General features: G+C 61.0%; 19 protein-coding genes and 3 pseudogenes. 21 read left to right on the top strand and 1 reads right to left on the bottom strand.

What is annotated here, in order from left to right; translation table 11 throughout:
* The 10 genes and pseudogenes from M0746_RS06830 (at nucleotide 1) to M0746_RS06785 (ending at nucleotide 4,362) form a co-directional block, all read left to right on the top strand.
* On the top strand, nucleotides 1-699 hold the full coding sequence (locus M0746_RS06830; RefSeq protein ID WP_258448585.1) for a phage terminase small subunit: 699 nt from the start codon (nucleotides 1-3) through the stop codon (nucleotides 697-699).
* 104 nt (nucleotides 700-803) lie between these two features.
* The gene (locus tag M0746_RS06825; protein WP_258448584.1) at nucleotides 804-1,274 is read left to right on the top strand and encodes a head completion/stabilization protein; all 471 of its coding nucleotides are present in this window, start codon (nucleotides 804-806) and stop codon (nucleotides 1,272-1,274) included.
* Complete coding sequence (locus tag M0746_RS06820) at nucleotides 1,274-1,486, top strand: tail protein X (protein WP_160769727.1); 213 nt, start codon at nucleotides 1,274-1,276, stop codon at nucleotides 1,484-1,486. The genes M0746_RS06825 and M0746_RS06820 overlap by 1 nt, the downstream gene beginning before the upstream one ends.
* Nucleotides 1,487-1,531: 45 nt before the next feature.
* Entirely contained in the window at nucleotides 1,532-1,855 is a 324-nt protein-coding gene (locus M0746_RS06815; protein ID WP_258448583.1) for a phage holin, lambda family, read from the top strand.
* Nucleotides 1,852-2,694 (top strand): N-acetylmuramidase family protein, encoded by an 843-nt coding sequence (locus tag M0746_RS06810; RefSeq protein WP_258448582.1) that lies wholly within the window; start codon nucleotides 1,852-1,854, stop codon nucleotides 2,692-2,694. The genes M0746_RS06815 and M0746_RS06810 overlap by 4 nt, the downstream gene beginning before the upstream one ends.
* Nucleotides 2,691-2,897, top strand: coding sequence for a hypothetical protein (locus M0746_RS06805; RefSeq protein ID WP_258448581.1), 207 nt, complete (start codon nucleotides 2,691-2,693; stop codon nucleotides 2,895-2,897). The genes M0746_RS06810 and M0746_RS06805 overlap by 4 nt, the downstream gene beginning before the upstream one ends.
* Nucleotides 2,894-3,259 (top strand): annotated as a pseudogene (locus tag M0746_RS06800) (Rz-like lysis system protein LysB); the annotation flags it as partial. The gene M0746_RS06805 and the pseudogene M0746_RS06800, both read left to right, overlap by 4 nt.
* Nucleotides 3,180-3,437: an Rz1-like lysis system protein LysC gene (gene lysC, locus M0746_RS06795; protein WP_342454850.1), complete on the top strand. Its 258-nt coding sequence runs from the start codon at nucleotides 3,180-3,182 to the stop codon at nucleotides 3,435-3,437. The pseudogene M0746_RS06800 and the gene lysC, both read left to right, overlap by 80 nt.
* Nucleotides 3,434-3,910 (top strand): phage tail protein, encoded by a 477-nt coding sequence (locus M0746_RS06790; protein ID WP_258448579.1) that lies wholly within the window; start codon nucleotides 3,434-3,436, stop codon nucleotides 3,908-3,910. The genes lysC and M0746_RS06790 overlap by 4 nt, the downstream gene beginning before the upstream one ends.
* Complete coding sequence (locus tag M0746_RS06785) at nucleotides 3,907-4,362, top strand: phage virion morphogenesis protein (RefSeq protein WP_258451446.1); 456 nt, start codon at nucleotides 3,907-3,909, stop codon at nucleotides 4,360-4,362. Before M0746_RS06790 ends, M0746_RS06785 begins: the two co-directional genes overlap by 4 nt.
* Here the strand turns inward: M0746_RS06785 and M0746_RS06780 are convergent.
* The gene (locus tag M0746_RS06780; protein ID WP_258448578.1) at nucleotides 4,359-5,066 is read right to left on the bottom strand and encodes a DUF2971 domain-containing protein; all 708 of its coding nucleotides are present in this window, start codon (nucleotides 5,064-5,066) and stop codon (nucleotides 4,359-4,361) included. The two genes, M0746_RS06785 and M0746_RS06780, sit on opposite strands and share 4 nt — an antisense overlap.
* 116 nt (nucleotides 5,067-5,182) lie before the next feature.
* Between M0746_RS06780 and M0746_RS06775 the strand changes: the two genes are divergently transcribed.
* The 11 genes and pseudogenes from M0746_RS06775 (at nucleotide 5,183) to M0746_RS06725 (ending at nucleotide 14,663) form a co-directional block, all read left to right on the top strand.
* Complete coding sequence (locus tag M0746_RS06775) at nucleotides 5,183-5,755, top strand: phage baseplate assembly protein V (protein WP_258448577.1); 573 nt, start codon at nucleotides 5,183-5,185, stop codon at nucleotides 5,753-5,755.
* A pseudogene (locus tag M0746_RS06770) lies at nucleotides 5,752-6,090 on the top strand (GPW/gp25 family protein); the annotation flags it as partial. The gene M0746_RS06775 and the pseudogene M0746_RS06770, both read left to right, overlap by 4 nt.
* 1 nt (nucleotide 6,091) lies before the next feature.
* Nucleotides 6,092-7,003: a baseplate J/gp47 family protein gene (locus M0746_RS06765; protein ID WP_258448576.1), complete on the top strand. Its 912-nt coding sequence runs from the start codon at nucleotides 6,092-6,094 to the stop codon at nucleotides 7,001-7,003.
* Nucleotides 7,003-7,626, top strand: a complete 624-nt coding sequence (locus M0746_RS06760) for a phage tail protein I (protein ID WP_258448575.1) — start codon at nucleotides 7,003-7,005, stop codon at nucleotides 7,624-7,626. The genes M0746_RS06765 and M0746_RS06760 overlap by 1 nt, the downstream gene beginning before the upstream one ends.
* Nucleotides 7,619-9,088, top strand: a complete 1,470-nt coding sequence (locus M0746_RS06755) for a phage tail-collar fiber domain-containing protein (protein WP_258448574.1) — start codon at nucleotides 7,619-7,621, stop codon at nucleotides 9,086-9,088. Before M0746_RS06760 ends, M0746_RS06755 begins: the two co-directional genes overlap by 8 nt.
* A gap of 18 nt (nucleotides 9,089-9,106) precedes the next feature.
* Nucleotides 9,107-9,634: a DUF4376 domain-containing protein gene (locus M0746_RS06750; RefSeq protein ID WP_258448573.1), complete on the top strand. Its 528-nt coding sequence runs from the start codon at nucleotides 9,107-9,109 to the stop codon at nucleotides 9,632-9,634.
* Nucleotides 9,635-9,724: 90 nt separating this feature from the next.
* Nucleotides 9,725-10,894, top strand: coding sequence for a phage tail sheath protein (locus M0746_RS06745; protein WP_258448572.1), 1,170 nt, complete (start codon nucleotides 9,725-9,727; stop codon nucleotides 10,892-10,894).
* A gap of 46 nt (nucleotides 10,895-10,940) precedes the next feature.
* Nucleotides 10,941-11,456: a phage major tail tube protein gene (locus M0746_RS06740; RefSeq protein WP_095189078.1), complete on the top strand. Its 516-nt coding sequence runs from the start codon at nucleotides 10,941-10,943 to the stop codon at nucleotides 11,454-11,456.
* Between the two features lie 32 nt (nucleotides 11,457-11,488).
* Nucleotides 11,489-11,821, top strand: a complete 333-nt coding sequence (locus M0746_RS06735; RefSeq protein ID WP_258448571.1) for a phage tail assembly protein — start codon at nucleotides 11,489-11,491, stop codon at nucleotides 11,819-11,821.
* Nucleotides 11,822-11,829: 8 nt separating this feature from the next.
* Nucleotides 11,830-11,949, top strand: a complete 120-nt coding sequence (locus tag M0746_RS06730; protein WP_041752072.1) for a GpE family phage tail protein — start codon at nucleotides 11,830-11,832, stop codon at nucleotides 11,947-11,949.
* Nucleotides 11,939-14,663 (top strand): annotated as a pseudogene (locus M0746_RS06725) (phage tail tape measure protein). Before M0746_RS06730 ends, M0746_RS06725 begins: the two are co-directional and overlap by 11 nt.
* Nucleotides 14,664-14,668: the final 5 nt, after the last annotated feature.

Genomic DNA, 14,668 nt, shown 5'->3' with positions numbered 1-14,668 from the left:
ATGACAAACCCTTGCCGTCGTCATTTTCAACGCGTCACTGCCGCCAAGGAGGCGGCCGCCGTTGAACCCACGCAAACCATGGCCGGCGCCACGGCCTACGAACATCAGCTCAACCAATTGCTGCAAGACCGCCTGCGCCTGAAACAGGTGCAGTCGAACCAGGGCAAGGCCGAACTCAAGCGTCAGCTGCTGCCCGAATACATCCCCTACGTGCAAGGCGTGCTGGACGCTGGCCAAGGCGCTCAAGACGAAGTGCTGACCACCATCATGGTCTGGCGCTTCGATGCCGGCGACTTCACCGGAGGCCTCGACATCGCCCAATACGTGCTGCAACACAAGATGGTCATGCCGGACCGCTTCGCCCGCACGCTGGGCTGTCTGGTCGCCGAAGAAGTCGCGACCGCCGCATTCAAGGCGCAGAAGGTCGGCGAGCCGTTCGACCTGGCCGTCCTGCACCGCACCGCCGAACTGACCGACGCCGAAGACATGCCCGACCAGGCACGCGCCAAGCTGTTCCTCGCCATGGGTCGCGCCACGGTGGAAGGCCTCACCGACGATCAGCCCGGCCAACCGGGACAAGTTCAAGCCGGCATCGACCTGCTGAAAAAAGCCATCGACCTGCACGACGCCTGCGGTGGCAAAAAGGATCTGGAGCGGGCCGAACGCCTGCTCAACAAACTCGCTGCCGCTGGCAGCTAACCGAGCGTCCCCACGCACCCCGCCGGCTCGGGGCGGATCGGCCAGGCCGCTCCTCCTGAACGTGAAGCCCCGACCACCGGCGACCTACAACAGAGCGCAGATTCATGAGCGGATTCGTAGCGGGCGGCACCGGTGCCCCGGCCCCGAGCGGCCACATCAACACCGACCCCTTCTGGCCATCGATCGACCTCGACGATGTGCGCGGCACTTTGCGCATCGACTCCAGCGTCACGCCGATCCGACTGGAAACCGCGACCATCGCCGCGGCCATCAGCGTGAACCGCGAGTTCGCCACCTGGCGCCGCGCCAAACAGGCCGAAGGCTATGCCACGCTCGCGGACGTCCCAGCCGAGCAGATCGAGGACAAATCTGAACTCGTTCACCTCTACCAACGGGCGATCTATGCCGCGACCGGCGCGGAGATTTGCGAGCGTTACCGCTCCTACGACAGCACCAACAGCGGCAACCAGAACGCCGAAGAACTGACCCCTAGCATCGACGAACTGCGCCGCGACCAGCGCTGGGCTGTGCGCGACTTCCTCGGCCTCGGCCGCACTACCGTGGAGTTGATCTGATGGCCGTCAGCATCCGCGCCCAACAAAACGACACCGTCGATGCCCTGTGCTGGCGTCACTACGGCCGCACCGCCGGTGTCACCGAAGCAGTACTCGAAGCGAACCCCGGCCTTGCCGACCACGGCCCGACCTTGCCGCAAGGCCTCCTGGTGCAAATGCCAGAAGCCCAAGCCGCCGCCCCGCAACGGCAGATGGTGAACCTATGGGACTGAACTGCCCGCACCGCGCCCTTGAACCCAACCACTCTGGATCATGGAATGAAACGCATGCCTGACCGTCCCGACACTTGGGCCTGGCTCGCCGCCTGGCTCGAACAGAACTGGCCCGCCATTTACTCCGGCCTGCTGGCCGTGATCATCGCAAGCCTTCGTGTGATCTATGGCGGCGGCACCGTGCGCCGGATGGTGATCGAGGCTCCTCTCTGCGGTGCACTCGCGCTGTCCGCCAGCCACGGACTTTCGTTGCTGGGCATTCCGGCCACCACCGCGCCGTTCTTCGGCGGTGTGATCGGGTTGCTCGGCGTCGAGGGCACGCGGGCTGCCGCCAAGAAGATTTTCAACCGCAAGGTAGAACAGCTATGACGCCCCTTCGCCACGGTGACCGCTCGCAAGCGGTGCGCAATCTGCAAAAGAGCCTCAACCAACACGGCGCCAAACTGAACGTCGATGGTGATTACGGCGACGCCACGGAACACGCCGTGCGCGCCTATCAAATCAAGGTTGGTTTGGTGGCTGATGGCGTCGCCGGCAGCAAAACACTAAGCGCGCTCACCGGCACCGACTGCCAGCAGTTGCTGAAAAACGCCGACCTGGTCAACGCTGCCGAACGCCTCAGCGTGCCGCTGGCCAGCGTATACGCAGTCAATGAGGTGGAGTCGAAAGGAGCCGGCTTCCTCGACAACGGCAAACCGGTAATCCTGTTCGAGCGGCACATCATGTATCGCCAACTGGCGAAGGTTCGCCGCGAAGGCGACGACCCCGCCGCGCTCAAACGCCACGCTGATCAGTTGGCCGCAACCAACCCGGCCATCGTCAATCCGAAATCCGGCGGCTATGCCGGCGGAAGCGCCGAACACCAGCGCCTCGCGACCGCTCGCCTGATCGACGACACCGCCGCGCTGGAATCCGCATCATGGGGTGCGTTCCAGATCATGGGCTTTCACTGGCCGCGCTTGGGCTACAACAGCGTGCAGGAATTTGTCGCCGCAATGAGCGCGGGAGAATCGCAGCAATTCGACGCGTTCGTCCGTTTCATCGAGACCGATCCGGTACTGCACAAGGCGCTGAAGGGGCGCAAATGGGCCGAGTTCGCCAAGCTCTACAACGGACCGGACTACCAGCGAAACCTGTACGACATCAAACTTCAGCGCGCCTACGAACGGCACGACGACTGCGGTTGCGGGCAGGCGGTGGCGGCATGATCGACTTCGACGCGGTGCAGCGGCTGAATGTCCAGGACGGTGATCTGCTGGTAGTGCCAGAGAACAGCGATCAGCAGGACATGGTGCAGCTGCGCGACGCGCTCCGCATCCAGAACCCTCAGCGCAAAGTCATCATCGTGCGCGGCCCCATCCAACACATGGACGTCGGCGACATGAATCAGCTTGGCTGGTACCGGGCGTGAGCATCCTGCGGCAGGCCTTGCTCGGCGTTGCATTGCTTGCAGCGCTGGGACTGCTGATCTGGAACCAGGAGCTGCGCATCAGCGGGGCGAATAAGGAAACCCGGCTGGCCGAGAAAGACGCCAGCCGCGCTCAAGAACAAGCCGAGCACAACCTCGCGAACGCCAACGCGTTGCGCGACACCCTGCAACAGGAACGCAACGCCCAGACCACCCTGCGCGCGCAACAGGATCAGCTGCGCCAAGGCCTGGCAAAGCGCGAACTCACCATCGAGGCTCTGAAACGTGAAAACGCCGACCTACGCAATTGGGCTGCACAGCTTTTGCCTGATGCTGCTCGCCGGCTGCGCGAGCGCCCCGCCCTCACCGGTGCCGACGCTTATGGTCAGTGGCTGTCCGGCCGTGGTGCCGTGCACGCTCCCGGCGACCAGCCCGCGCAGTAACGGCGATCAGCTCACCGATCAGGATCGCGTCGAGGCCGCGTGGGCAGACTGTGCGAGCCAGGTGGACATGATTTACCAACATCAGCAGGCCCGACCATGAACAAGCCCGACAGCCTGAAAGCCCACCTCCTCGCCACGGTGGCCGAACTCAAGCACAACCCGGACCGACTATTGATCTTCATCGACAACGGCAAGATCCGCTGCACTGCCGCGCAGACGCTGTCGTTCGAGTACAGCTTCGACCTGCAGGTCATCCTCACCGACTTCGCCGGCCATCCCGACAGCGTCATGTTGCCGCTGCTCGGATGGTTGAGCGTTCACCAGTCCGAGTTGCTGGAGAACCTGAGCAAGGCCGCAGACGGCATTCAGTTCGAGGCTGACATTCTCGACAACAGCAAAGTGGATATGAGCCTGACACTGCCGCTGACGGAGCGTGTGGTGGTGGGCAAGGATGATCAGGGCAACACCACCGTCCGACATCCCGGCGAGCCGCAACGGGCTGCTGACTTTCTTGATCCGAATTGGATACCTGGTGCGCAGGGCACTGGAAGCGAATGGGTTTTACCGAAATGACCAACAAACTCGAAGCATTGGAGGACTGGGCGGCGGTTTTGCTGGGACAGCTGGAACCAGCATCACGCAACAAACTGGCACGCAGCGTTGGCCAGGCATTACGTCGCAGCCAGCAGCAACGAATCATTGCCCAGCAGAATCCAGATGGCAGCAAGTATGCGCCGCGCAAGCAGCGGAACCTGCGTGGTAAACAGGGGCGGGTGAAGCGGAAGATGAAGATGTTTCAGAAGCTGCATACAGCCGACTTTCTCAAAGTACGAGGTGATGCGAACACTATCAGTGTTGGCTTCACCGGGCGGATCGCCCGGATCGCCAGAGTACATCAGTACGGTTTGAAGGATCGTGCTGAGCGAGGAGCAACTCAAGTGAAATACGACGAGCGAGAAATCATCGGGCTCACCAATAAAGATTTAGACCTGATACGCGACGGCTTGCTAAGGCATCTAACTTAAAGATCTTCAACCGTTATAAACTCATCATCCACCTCTAGCGGCTTCGGAGACTTGTACAAAACAGACCGAATAACAGTCCCCTTGAAACCCAACTTCTTTTCGAAGTAGAACTTAAATGCATCAACAAGCTCTCCCGGCGCCCTCGGATCAAGCAAAATCCTATCAATTAGCTTATGAGGATCAATCTTAACAGCGATCCCATCTTTAGCATTAACACGCTTTTCATCGGGGCAAAATATGGTTGCACGCCATTCACTTTCGTGCCGAAAAGCCTCGCGCTTCATATACAGAATATCTACAGCCCGTTTTATCTTGAAGTTTTCTCGCAACTCCGCAGCGATTTTTCTTGCTTCAAAGTTGAGATCAGCCTGTGATTTATAGTCAACCTCTCCGAGTCGAAACCTATACCCCTTGTCTCTAACAAACGTTTTGACAGCAGCGTTAAGTTTTTTGTCCGTAGTTGAGATTCTTACTCCCATTCCATTTTGCGAGTATATCCGCCACATAGCATCGGAGATCCCCAATTGACACCAGCACTGAGCAAAAAGCGCATGGGACCTAGAGTGGCTTATGCGACGCTCATACGGATCATCCCATTTGCTTGGGTTCGCAAAATACAGTTCCCCACGTTCAAATATTTGAACTACGCGCGTGAAATCCAAAATGCGATAAAGCCTTTTCGGACCGTCTTCAGTGCTTGTCATTAAAACTCCATTTGGAAGGATCCATTGAGTGGGACTTTAGCATCCTCGGTTGTAGCACCTAAGCATACAAAGGCGCAAAGCTGCACGCTCGCGCGAGTAGCGCCACCATCGGCGCCATGAACGACTTAGCCACCCTCGCCCGCCTGATCGAAAACCTCATCCGCCTCGGCACCATCGCAGCCGTCCAGATGAAGCCCCCGCGCGTGCAGGTCAAAACCGGAACTCTCACCACCGGCTGGCTCCCATGGGTCGTCGCCCGAGCCGGCGCCGACCGCGAATGGAACCCGCCCACCGAAGGCGAGCAAGTCATCCTGTTCAGCCCATCCGGTCAACTCGGCAACGGCGTGGTCCTGACTGGCCTGTTCAGCGACAACATCCCGGCCAATGGCGACCGCGAAGGCCTGCACCGTTGCACCTACCGCGACGGCACCGTCATCGAGTACGACAGCGTCGCCCACCACCTCAACGCCACGCTGGCCGAAGGTGGTACCACAAACCTGGTCAGCACCGGCGGCATCCACATCGTTGGCCCGATCACCCACGAAGGCGATTACACCCAGACCGGCAACCAAAACGTCACTGGTCTGGTCACCGTGTCCGATGATGTCATCGCGGCCGGAATCAGTCTGGTGAAGCACCTGCACGGCGGTGTCATGGCCGGCGGCGCGAAAACGGGGAAGCCAGAATGAACCGAGAAACCGGCGCAGCTCTCAGCCTGGTCGAACACATCGCCCAGTCCATCACCGACATCCTGACCACCCGCATCGGCACCCGCGTCATGCGCCGCGAATACGGCAGCCTGCTCCCTGAGCTGGTCGATCAGCCGTTCAACGACTTCACTCGTTTGCAGGTCTACGCGGCCACCGTCATGGCGCTGATGCGCTGGGAAACCCGCATCAGCCTCAGCCGTATCCAGTTCATCGGCGCGAATCTTCAGGGCCAAGCGTCACTGGAGTTTGAAGGCACCATCGTCGACAACAACCAGCCGCTTAGCCTGAGCGTGCCTCTGCAACTGGGGGCAGCGTATGAATACGTTTGTCGCCATCGACCTCGGCCAACTGCCTGCGCCGCAGATCGTCGAACAGATCGACTACGAACAGATCCTCGCCGAGCGCAAGGCCTACGCCGTCAGCCTCTGGCCGATCGAAGAACAACCCGAGATTGCCGCCCGCCTCAACATGGAGTCGGAGCCGCTGACCAAATTACTCGAGGAAAACGCCTACCGCGAAACCGTCTGGCGTCAGCGGGTGAACGAGGCATCGGTTGCCAACATGCTGGCTTTGGCCAAGGGCACCGACCTCGAACAGCTCGCCGCCAACTTCAACGTGAAGCGCCTGGTCATTCAGGCTGCAAACCCAACAGCTGTGCCGCCCCTCCCCAAGCTAATGGAAAGCGACGACAGCCTGCGCGAGCGTGCGCAAATGGCATGGGAAGGCCTCAGCACCGCCGGCCCGCGCAACAGCTACATTTTCCACGCCCGGTCCGCTGACGGTCAGGTCGCCGACGCTACCGCCGAAAGCCCGGCCCCGGCCGAAGCCGTGGTCACAGTGCAATCCGTGCTGGGCGATGGCACCGCGTCGCCGGCACTGCTCGACAAGGTCAAAACGTACCTCAGCGACGACGACCGCCGCCCCGTCGCGGATCGCCTGACCGTCCAGGGCGCGGAGGTCATCAACTACCAGATCAAAGCCAGGATCTACCCATTGAGCAACGGCCCGGAAACCGAATTGGTCCTCGCAGCAGCCGAAGCCCAGTTGCTCCAGTTCGTGCATCAGCGCCGACGCCTGGCACTGGAGGTTTCCGAATCCATCGTGCACGCCGCGCTGCACGTCGAGGGCGTGCGCAAGGTCGTGCTGGAAGACTGGGAAGACATCGTCGCCACCAAGTACCAGGCGCCGTATTGCACGAGCGTGGAACTGACATTGGGGGTGGAGTAATGACCTATCAGCCACTGCTACCCGGCAACTCGACACCACTGGAACGCCAAGCCGCGCAGGCTTTGGCAGACATCCAGCGCGTGCCGATTCCGTTGCGCACGCTCTACAACCCTGACCAGTGCCCCCTGCCCTTACTGCCGTATTTGGCCTGGGCGTTTTCAGTGGATCGCTGGGACAGCAAATGGTCAGAAGCCGCCAAGCGTGCCGCGTGCAAAGCCGCCTATTACGTGCACTCCCACAAGGGCACCATCGGCGCATTGCGCCGAGTGGTAGAACCGCTGGGCTATCTGATCGAGGTAGCGGAATGGTGGCAGACCGTTCCACCTGGCACGCCGGGCACCTTCGCGTTGCGCATCGGCGTTCTGGACTCCGGCATCACTGAAGCGATGTATCAGGAACTGGTCTGGCTGATTGACGACGCCAAGCCACTCACCCGCCACCTCACCGGCCTCGACATCATTCTTGAAACCCGACTCGACGCCTTCGTTGGCTTCGCCGTTTACGACGGCGACGAAATCGACGTGTATCCCTGGAACAACCCGGACATCGACGTATCCGTCCGGGGTTACACCGGCGTGAGCCTCTACACCCTCGACGAACTGGACGTGTATCCCCATGGTTGATCAGAACTCTATATTCGGCGGCATGCTGACGACGCTGGGCGCCGCCAAGAAAACCAATTGCGACGCCCTCGGGATTCCGTGGGAACCGCGTTACATGCTGATTGGCGACGCCAACGGCACAGACCCAGTGCCAAGCCCGACACAGACCAAGCTGATCAATCAGCGGTACCGCGCCCAGCTCAATCAGCTGCGTGTTTCGCCGACCGATGAAAATGTCCTCATCGCCGAGCTGGTGTTGCCCCCAGACGTTGGCGGGTGGTGGATCCGCGAACTGGCGCTCGAAGACAAAGATGGCGTGTTCTCGGCCGTCGCCAACGTAGCGCCAAGCTACAAGCCATTGCTCGCACAAGGTTCCGGCCGTAACCAGGTCGTGCGGATGCACATCATCACCAGCGGCACGTCGAACATTCAGTTGAAGATCGACCCGTCGGTAGTGTTGGCAACCAGAAAGTACGTCGACGACTCAATCAAGACGCTTTACAGCAAGGCCGAAATCGAAGCCATGATCGCCGAGGCTTCCGCTCTACCGGTAGGCACAATGGCTGCGTTTCCGGTGAACAAGATCCCGCCTGGGTTTCTGGAGTTGGACGGCAGCCTCAAGAGCATTGCTGTCTATCCAAGTCTGGCCGAATTCCTTGGTACAGCCTTCAACCAAGGTAACGAGGGAGCCGACAATTTCCGCTTGCCGGAATCGCGAGGCGAGTTCCTGCGCGGCTGGGACCATGGGCGCGGTGTTGATGCTGATCGTGGGGTGGGTACTTATCAGACGGATGACTTCAAGTCACACTTTCACAATCCCTTATTTGCGACTGGCCCTGTGACTACTGCTGCCGGTGCTGTCTTGGGCATTACTAACTCTGGTGCGGGTGATCGCGGCGGGACCGGGGCGCAATACGCGGGCAACGGCGGGGGATCAACCTATATATCGTCGGTAGGCGGCACCGAAACCCGTCCGCGTAACTTGGCGGTTATCTGGTGTATCAAGGCGTGGAACGCGCCGATCAATCAGGGAAACATCGACATTGCCGCGCTGGCGGCTTTGGCGACGCAGGCCACGGAAATCAAGCTGGGAACGGCCAAGATCGCCACGCAGGCGCAGACCGATGCCGGTGCGGACGACGCGACAATTGTCACGCCTAAAAAACTGCGCTGGGGGTTTGCTGCTCAGATTGCGGGCAATGGCTCCTCTTCTTACGTCGTATTCCCGAGCTGGCTGGGAGGGGTGATCCTTCAGTGGGGAACCACGACCGTCATCAACTCCGGCGCGAACCTCACCGTTCCTTTTCCGGTCGCCTTCAACGTCACACCGGTCGTTCTTCTGACCTACGCCAACGCAGCAAACGATGCGACAAACGGGCAGGCCTTCGTGGCGCAATCGCGACTGTTCCAGACGGCACAGATGATCGTGCGAAACCTCGGCCCGGCGGTTGCGCAATATTTTTATTTGGCTATTGGCCGCTAAGGGCTTGGGAGGCACGCAATGAAATATGCAACGTTTGACGGCAATGGGGAGCTTTCCGGGCGCTATGATTCTCGCATCAATCACGCAATCCCACCCGACGCGATCGAGCTGCCTGAGGCGTTGTGGTTGGCAACTATCAGGGAGGCCGATGGGGTTTGGTGTCTGATTGATGGGGTAATCGAGAAACGCCCTCTTACGGTTGTCCCGCCTGACTACGGCAAAATTGTCGCGGCAGAACGTTTCAAGCGCGAGGCGGTTGGCGTTGTGGTTTCAGGTATGCAGATCGAAACAACTCGCGACAGCCAGGCGCTGATTGCCAGTACCGGATTGTCTGCCGTTCTTGATCCTGAATACCGCTGCAACTTCAAGACGGTGACGGGCTTTGTCGAAATCGGCGCCGCGCAAATCATTGAGATTGCCAAGGCTGTTCGCGCGCACGTTCAAGCGTGCTTTGACCGCGAGCTGGCTTTGCTGCGTGCCATTGAGGCCGGCGAATACCGCGATGAGATGCTGACCGAGGGCTGGCCAGACTCCGCCGCCTTGTAACCCCTTCCGCTACAACCCCGTGCGCTCGCCCATCCGGCGCGCGCGCGGCAGCCTGTGCACTGTCATCCCATTTACTGCGCAGGCAAATCCATGGCCGATTATCTTCACGGCGTGCGGGTGCTCGAACTCAACGACGGCACCCGCCCCATTCGCACCATCCCCACCGCCGTCATCGGCATGGTCTGCACGGCCGACGATGCCGACGCTACCGTTTTCCCGCTGGATACGCCGGTGCTGCTCACCAACGTGCAGACCGCCGTCGGCAAGGCCGGCACTACCGGCACCCTCGCCGCCAGCCTGCAAGCCATCGCCGACCAGACCAAACCCTACACCATCGTCGTGCGTGTCAAAGCAGGCGCCACCGAGGCGGAGACAGCCAGCGCGTTGATCGGCACCACCACCGCCGATGGCAAATACACCGGCATGAAAGCGTTGCTCGCCGCCAAGGCAAAAGTCGGCATGGTGCCGCGCATCCTCGGCGTGCCAGGCCTCGACAGCCAACCGGTGGCTACCGCTCTGGCGAGCATTGCCCAACAACTACGCGCCTTCAGTTATGTCAGCGCTTGGGACTGCAAAACCAAGGAAGAAGCCGTCGCCTATCGCGAGAACTTTGGCGCCCGGGAGGTCATGGTGATTTGGCCAGACTTCCAGAACTGGGACACCGTCACCAGCGCCACGGTGAAAGCCTCGGCCGTCGCCCGCGCCCTCGGCCTGCGCGCCAAGATCGATCAGGAAGTGGGCTGGCACAAAACCCTGTCCAACGTCGCGGTTAACGGGGTTACCGGCATTAGCGCCGACGTGTTCTGGGATCTGCAAAACCCGGCCACCGATGCCAATTACCTCAACGGCAACGAAGTCACCACTTTGATCAACGAGGGCGGTTTCCGCTTCTGGGGCAGCCGCACGTGCAATGACGATCCGCTGTTTGCTTTCGAGAACTACACCCGCACCGCGCAGATCCTCGCCGACACCATGGCCGAAGCGCAGATGTGGGCCGTGGACAAGCCCATGCACCCGTCCCTGGTGCGCGACATGATCGAAAGCATCAAGGCCAAGTTCCGCGAAATGGTCGGCAGCGGCTACCTGATCGGCGGCGACTGCTGGTATCCGGAAGACATCAACGACAAGGACACCCTCAAGGCCGGCAAGCTGTACCTCGACTATGACTACACGCCCGTGCCGCCGCTGGAAGACCTGACCCTTCGCCAGCGCATCACCGACCGCTACCTGATCCAGTTCGCCAGCAAAGTGAACGCCTGAATCGGCGCTCCCCTGCGGGGGAGTCCGTACCCCGGAGACCAACGCCATGGCAATGCCTCGCAAACTCAAAAACATGAACCTGTTCAACGACGGCAACACCTACCAGGGCGTTGCCAAGAGCGTCACCCCGCCGCCGCTCGGTCGCAAGATGGAAAGCTATCGCGGCGGCGGTATGAACGGCCCGGTCAAGGCAGACCTCGGCTTCTCCGATGACGGCATCCAGTTCGAATGGAAAACCGGCGGGCTGGATCTGATCGCGCTTCGGCAATTCGGCAGCGTCAACGCGTCCGGCGTGCAGCTGCGCTTTGCTGGCTCTTTCCAGCAGGACGACACCGGCGAAATCAGCGCTGTGGAAATCATCGTGCGTGGACGTCACGAAACCATCGAGATGGGCGACGCGGCGCCTGGTGAAGACACCGAACACAGCATCACCACCACATGCAGCTACTACAAGCTGATCGTCGACAACGAAGACATCATCGAGATCGACTTGCTCAACTTCATCGAGAAGGTCAACGGCGTGGACATGCTGGAGAAACAGCGTTCTGCCATCGGCCTTTGACCGCCCCCTAAATCCCTTAACTGGAGCAACACATGAACACCGAAGACACCAACACCGAAGCCCTGCCGGCAGTCGATGACAACACCGTCACCCTCGACACGCCCATCGTTCGCGGCAAGTCCTACATGACCAGCCTCACCCTGCGCAAACCGTCATCCGGTGAACTGCGCGGCGTGCACCTGGTGGACCTGCTGAACCTCGACGTCGCCGCCCTGCTCAAGGTGTTGCCGCGCATCACCTCGCCAAGCATCACCGCCACCGAAGCCGCCGGCATGGACCCGGCCGATCTGCTGGCTTGCGGCAACAAGGTTGCGCATTTTTTGTTGCAGAGGTCGGTGAAGACGGACGCCTCCCTCGTTGCGTAGAGGACGCCATGGCCGATCTGGCCGTGGTCTTTCACTGGGCGCCGGCTGATATGGATCAGCTCGGCCTGCAAGAACTGATGGACTGGCGCGAGCGCGCCAGGGTGCGGAGTTCCACCGATGGCGAATGACTTAAAACTTCAGGTACTGCTCAACGCGATTGACCGGGCGAGCGGCCCCCTGAAGGCCATCGACAAGGGCAGCATCGGCGCTGCCCGCGCACTCAAGGACGCGCGCGACCGTCTCAAGGAACTCAACGCCCAGCAAAAAGACGTCAGCGCCTGGCGCACTCAGCGCGCCGCCGCTGAACAGACCGAAACCGCCCTCACCTCGGCCCGCGACAAAGTGCGCGCGCTCAGTCAGCAGTTTGCCGCTACGGGCGTTCCCACCAAGGCTCTGGCCAAGGACTTTCGCACCGCCGTGCGTGAAGCCCAGCGGCTCAAGGAACAACACCAGCAGCAGTCCGAACAATTACAGACACTGCGTTCGAAGCTATACAGCGCAGGGATCAGCACCAAAGACCTCGGCACCCACGAACGCCAATTGCGCGAGCAGATCGGCGCCACCAACATCACGATTAGCGAACAGGGCAAGCGACTGGTCGCGTTGAATGCCCAGCAGAAACGCATGGCCACCGAGCGCGCCAAGCTGGCGAAGACCCAAGGCCTTGCCAGTGACATGGCGGTCAACGGTGCGGCCGGGTTGGGCGTTGGTTACGCGGCCAGCCGCCCCATAGCCAAAGCCGTGGGCGCATTTGCACCGAACGAAGACTCCGCCACGCAGCTGAAAGTGTCGATGATGGACAACACCGGCAAGGTCGCCGAGGACTTCCAAAAGATCACCGACCTCGCCACCAAACTCGGCGACCGCTTGCCTGGTACCACCGCCGATTTTCAAGAAATGATGACCATGCTGCGGCGCCAAGGCCTCAGCGCGCAAAGCATCCTCGGCGGTACCGGCGAAGCCGCCGCGTACCTGGGCGTGCAGTTGAAAATGCCGGTGGCCGAAGCCGCCGAGTTCGCCGCCAAGATGCAGGACGCCACGCGCACGTCCGAGAAGGACATGATGGCGCTGATGGACACCATTCAGCGCGGGTTCTACTCCGGTGTCGATTCAACCAACATGCTGCAGGGCTTCAGCAAGATCGCCCCGGTGATGGACACCATCAAGAAATCCGGTATTGAGGCTGCCAACGAACTGGCCCCGTTGCTGATCATGATGGATCAGGCCGGCATGGAGGGTGGTGCGGCCGGTAACGCCTTCCGCAAAATCTTTCAGGCGGGCTTGAACAAGGACAAGGTCGACGACGTCAACAAAATCCGCCAACTCAAGGGCCAGAAAATTCAATTCAGCTTCACCAACAAGGAAGGCAACTTCGCCGGGCTGGAGAATCTGTTCGCCCAGGTCGAAAAGCTGAAGGCGCTGAACGACGAAGACCGTACCGAGACCATCAAGGACTTGTTCGGTGATGACTCGGAAACCATGACCACCCTGAACACCATGATGAACAAGGGGCTGGCGGGTTACAAAGAGGTGCAGCAGAAGCTCCAGAATCAGGCGGACCTGCGCACGCGCGTCAACGAACAACTCAGCACCTTGACCAACGTTATGGAAGCCGCCGAAGGCAGCTTCACCAACGCCATGGCGGAGTTCGGCGCCGCGGTTGCCCCTGAACTGAAGGAGTTAATCAACACCCTCGGCGCAGTCGCCAACAACGTCGGCGCCTGGGCGCGAGAGAACCCGGAAACTCGCCGGCGGCTTGGTCAAAGTCGTGGCACTGGTGGCGGGTCTGTCCTTCGTGTTCGGCGGCTTGGCCATCGGCATGGCCAGCCTGCTCGGCCCATTTGCCGTGATTCGTTACGGTATGGCGATGTTCGGCATGCAGGGTGGTGGCACGCTGAGAATCATGCAAAAGCTCGCCCCGACCATCACCGGTCTGGCCCGCAATGCACTCCCCATGCTGGGCCAAGGCCTTCGCACGCTGGCCAGCACACTCAGCGGCGCACTGGTAACCGCCCTCCGAACCGTCAGCATTGCCCTGTGGGGCCTCGCCACCAACCCGGTGGCGCTGGCCATCGGTGCCGTCGTTGCAGTGCTCGCCGGTGCGGCTTACCTGATCTACAGCAACTGGGACGCGGTGAAACTCTACTTCAGCGACGCCTGGACTGAGATCAAAGCCGGCTTCAGTGGCGGCATCGGTGGCATCATCACCACACTCGCCAACTTCAGCCCCATCGGTCTGATCTACCAGGCCTTCGCTGGCGTACTGAGCTACCTCGGAGTGGATCTGCCGAGCCGCTTTACCGAGTTCGGCAACATGCTGGTCAACGGCCTGGTCAACGGACTGCTCGCAGGGTTGGGCCAGATCAAAAACGCCGTCAGCTCAGTGGCTGATTCAGCCATCAACATGTTCAAGGAAAAGCTCGGTATCCACAGCCCGTCTCGCGTGTTCACCGCACTCGGCGGCTTCACCATGGCCGGGCTGACCCAAGGTCTGCAAGGTGGCCAGGATGGCCCGCTGGGCGCCGTCGCCGACATGGGTAAACAAGTCGTGTCTGCCGGGCAACGTGCGCTCGGCGCCGTGGCTGGCCCGCTCGGCGCCATTGGGCTGCCGCAGTTGCCGACCGGCGCCGCCGCATCCTCTTCAGTGTCGATCGATAATCGCGCGCCCATCAGCCCGGCGACGGCCGCTGCCTACGACAGCCACGACACCTACGAAATCAACATCCACACCACGCCCGGCATGGACGAGCGCGCCATCGCCCGCGCCGTGCGCGCCGAGTTGGCCCGCGCCTCCAGCGAAAAGAGCGCCCGCCAGCGCAGCAAACTGTCCGACTTGGAGTAACCCGC

Origin of the sequence: Pseudomonas sp. S11P7 (assembly GCF_023195435.1) — a bacterium.
GTDB classification, from domain to species: domain Bacteria; phylum Pseudomonadota; class Gammaproteobacteria; order Pseudomonadales; family Pseudomonadaceae; genus Aquipseudomonas; species Aquipseudomonas fluorescens_G.
Note: the sequence above shows the minus strand (reverse complement) of the source record. Positions and strands in the feature narration are given on the sequence as shown.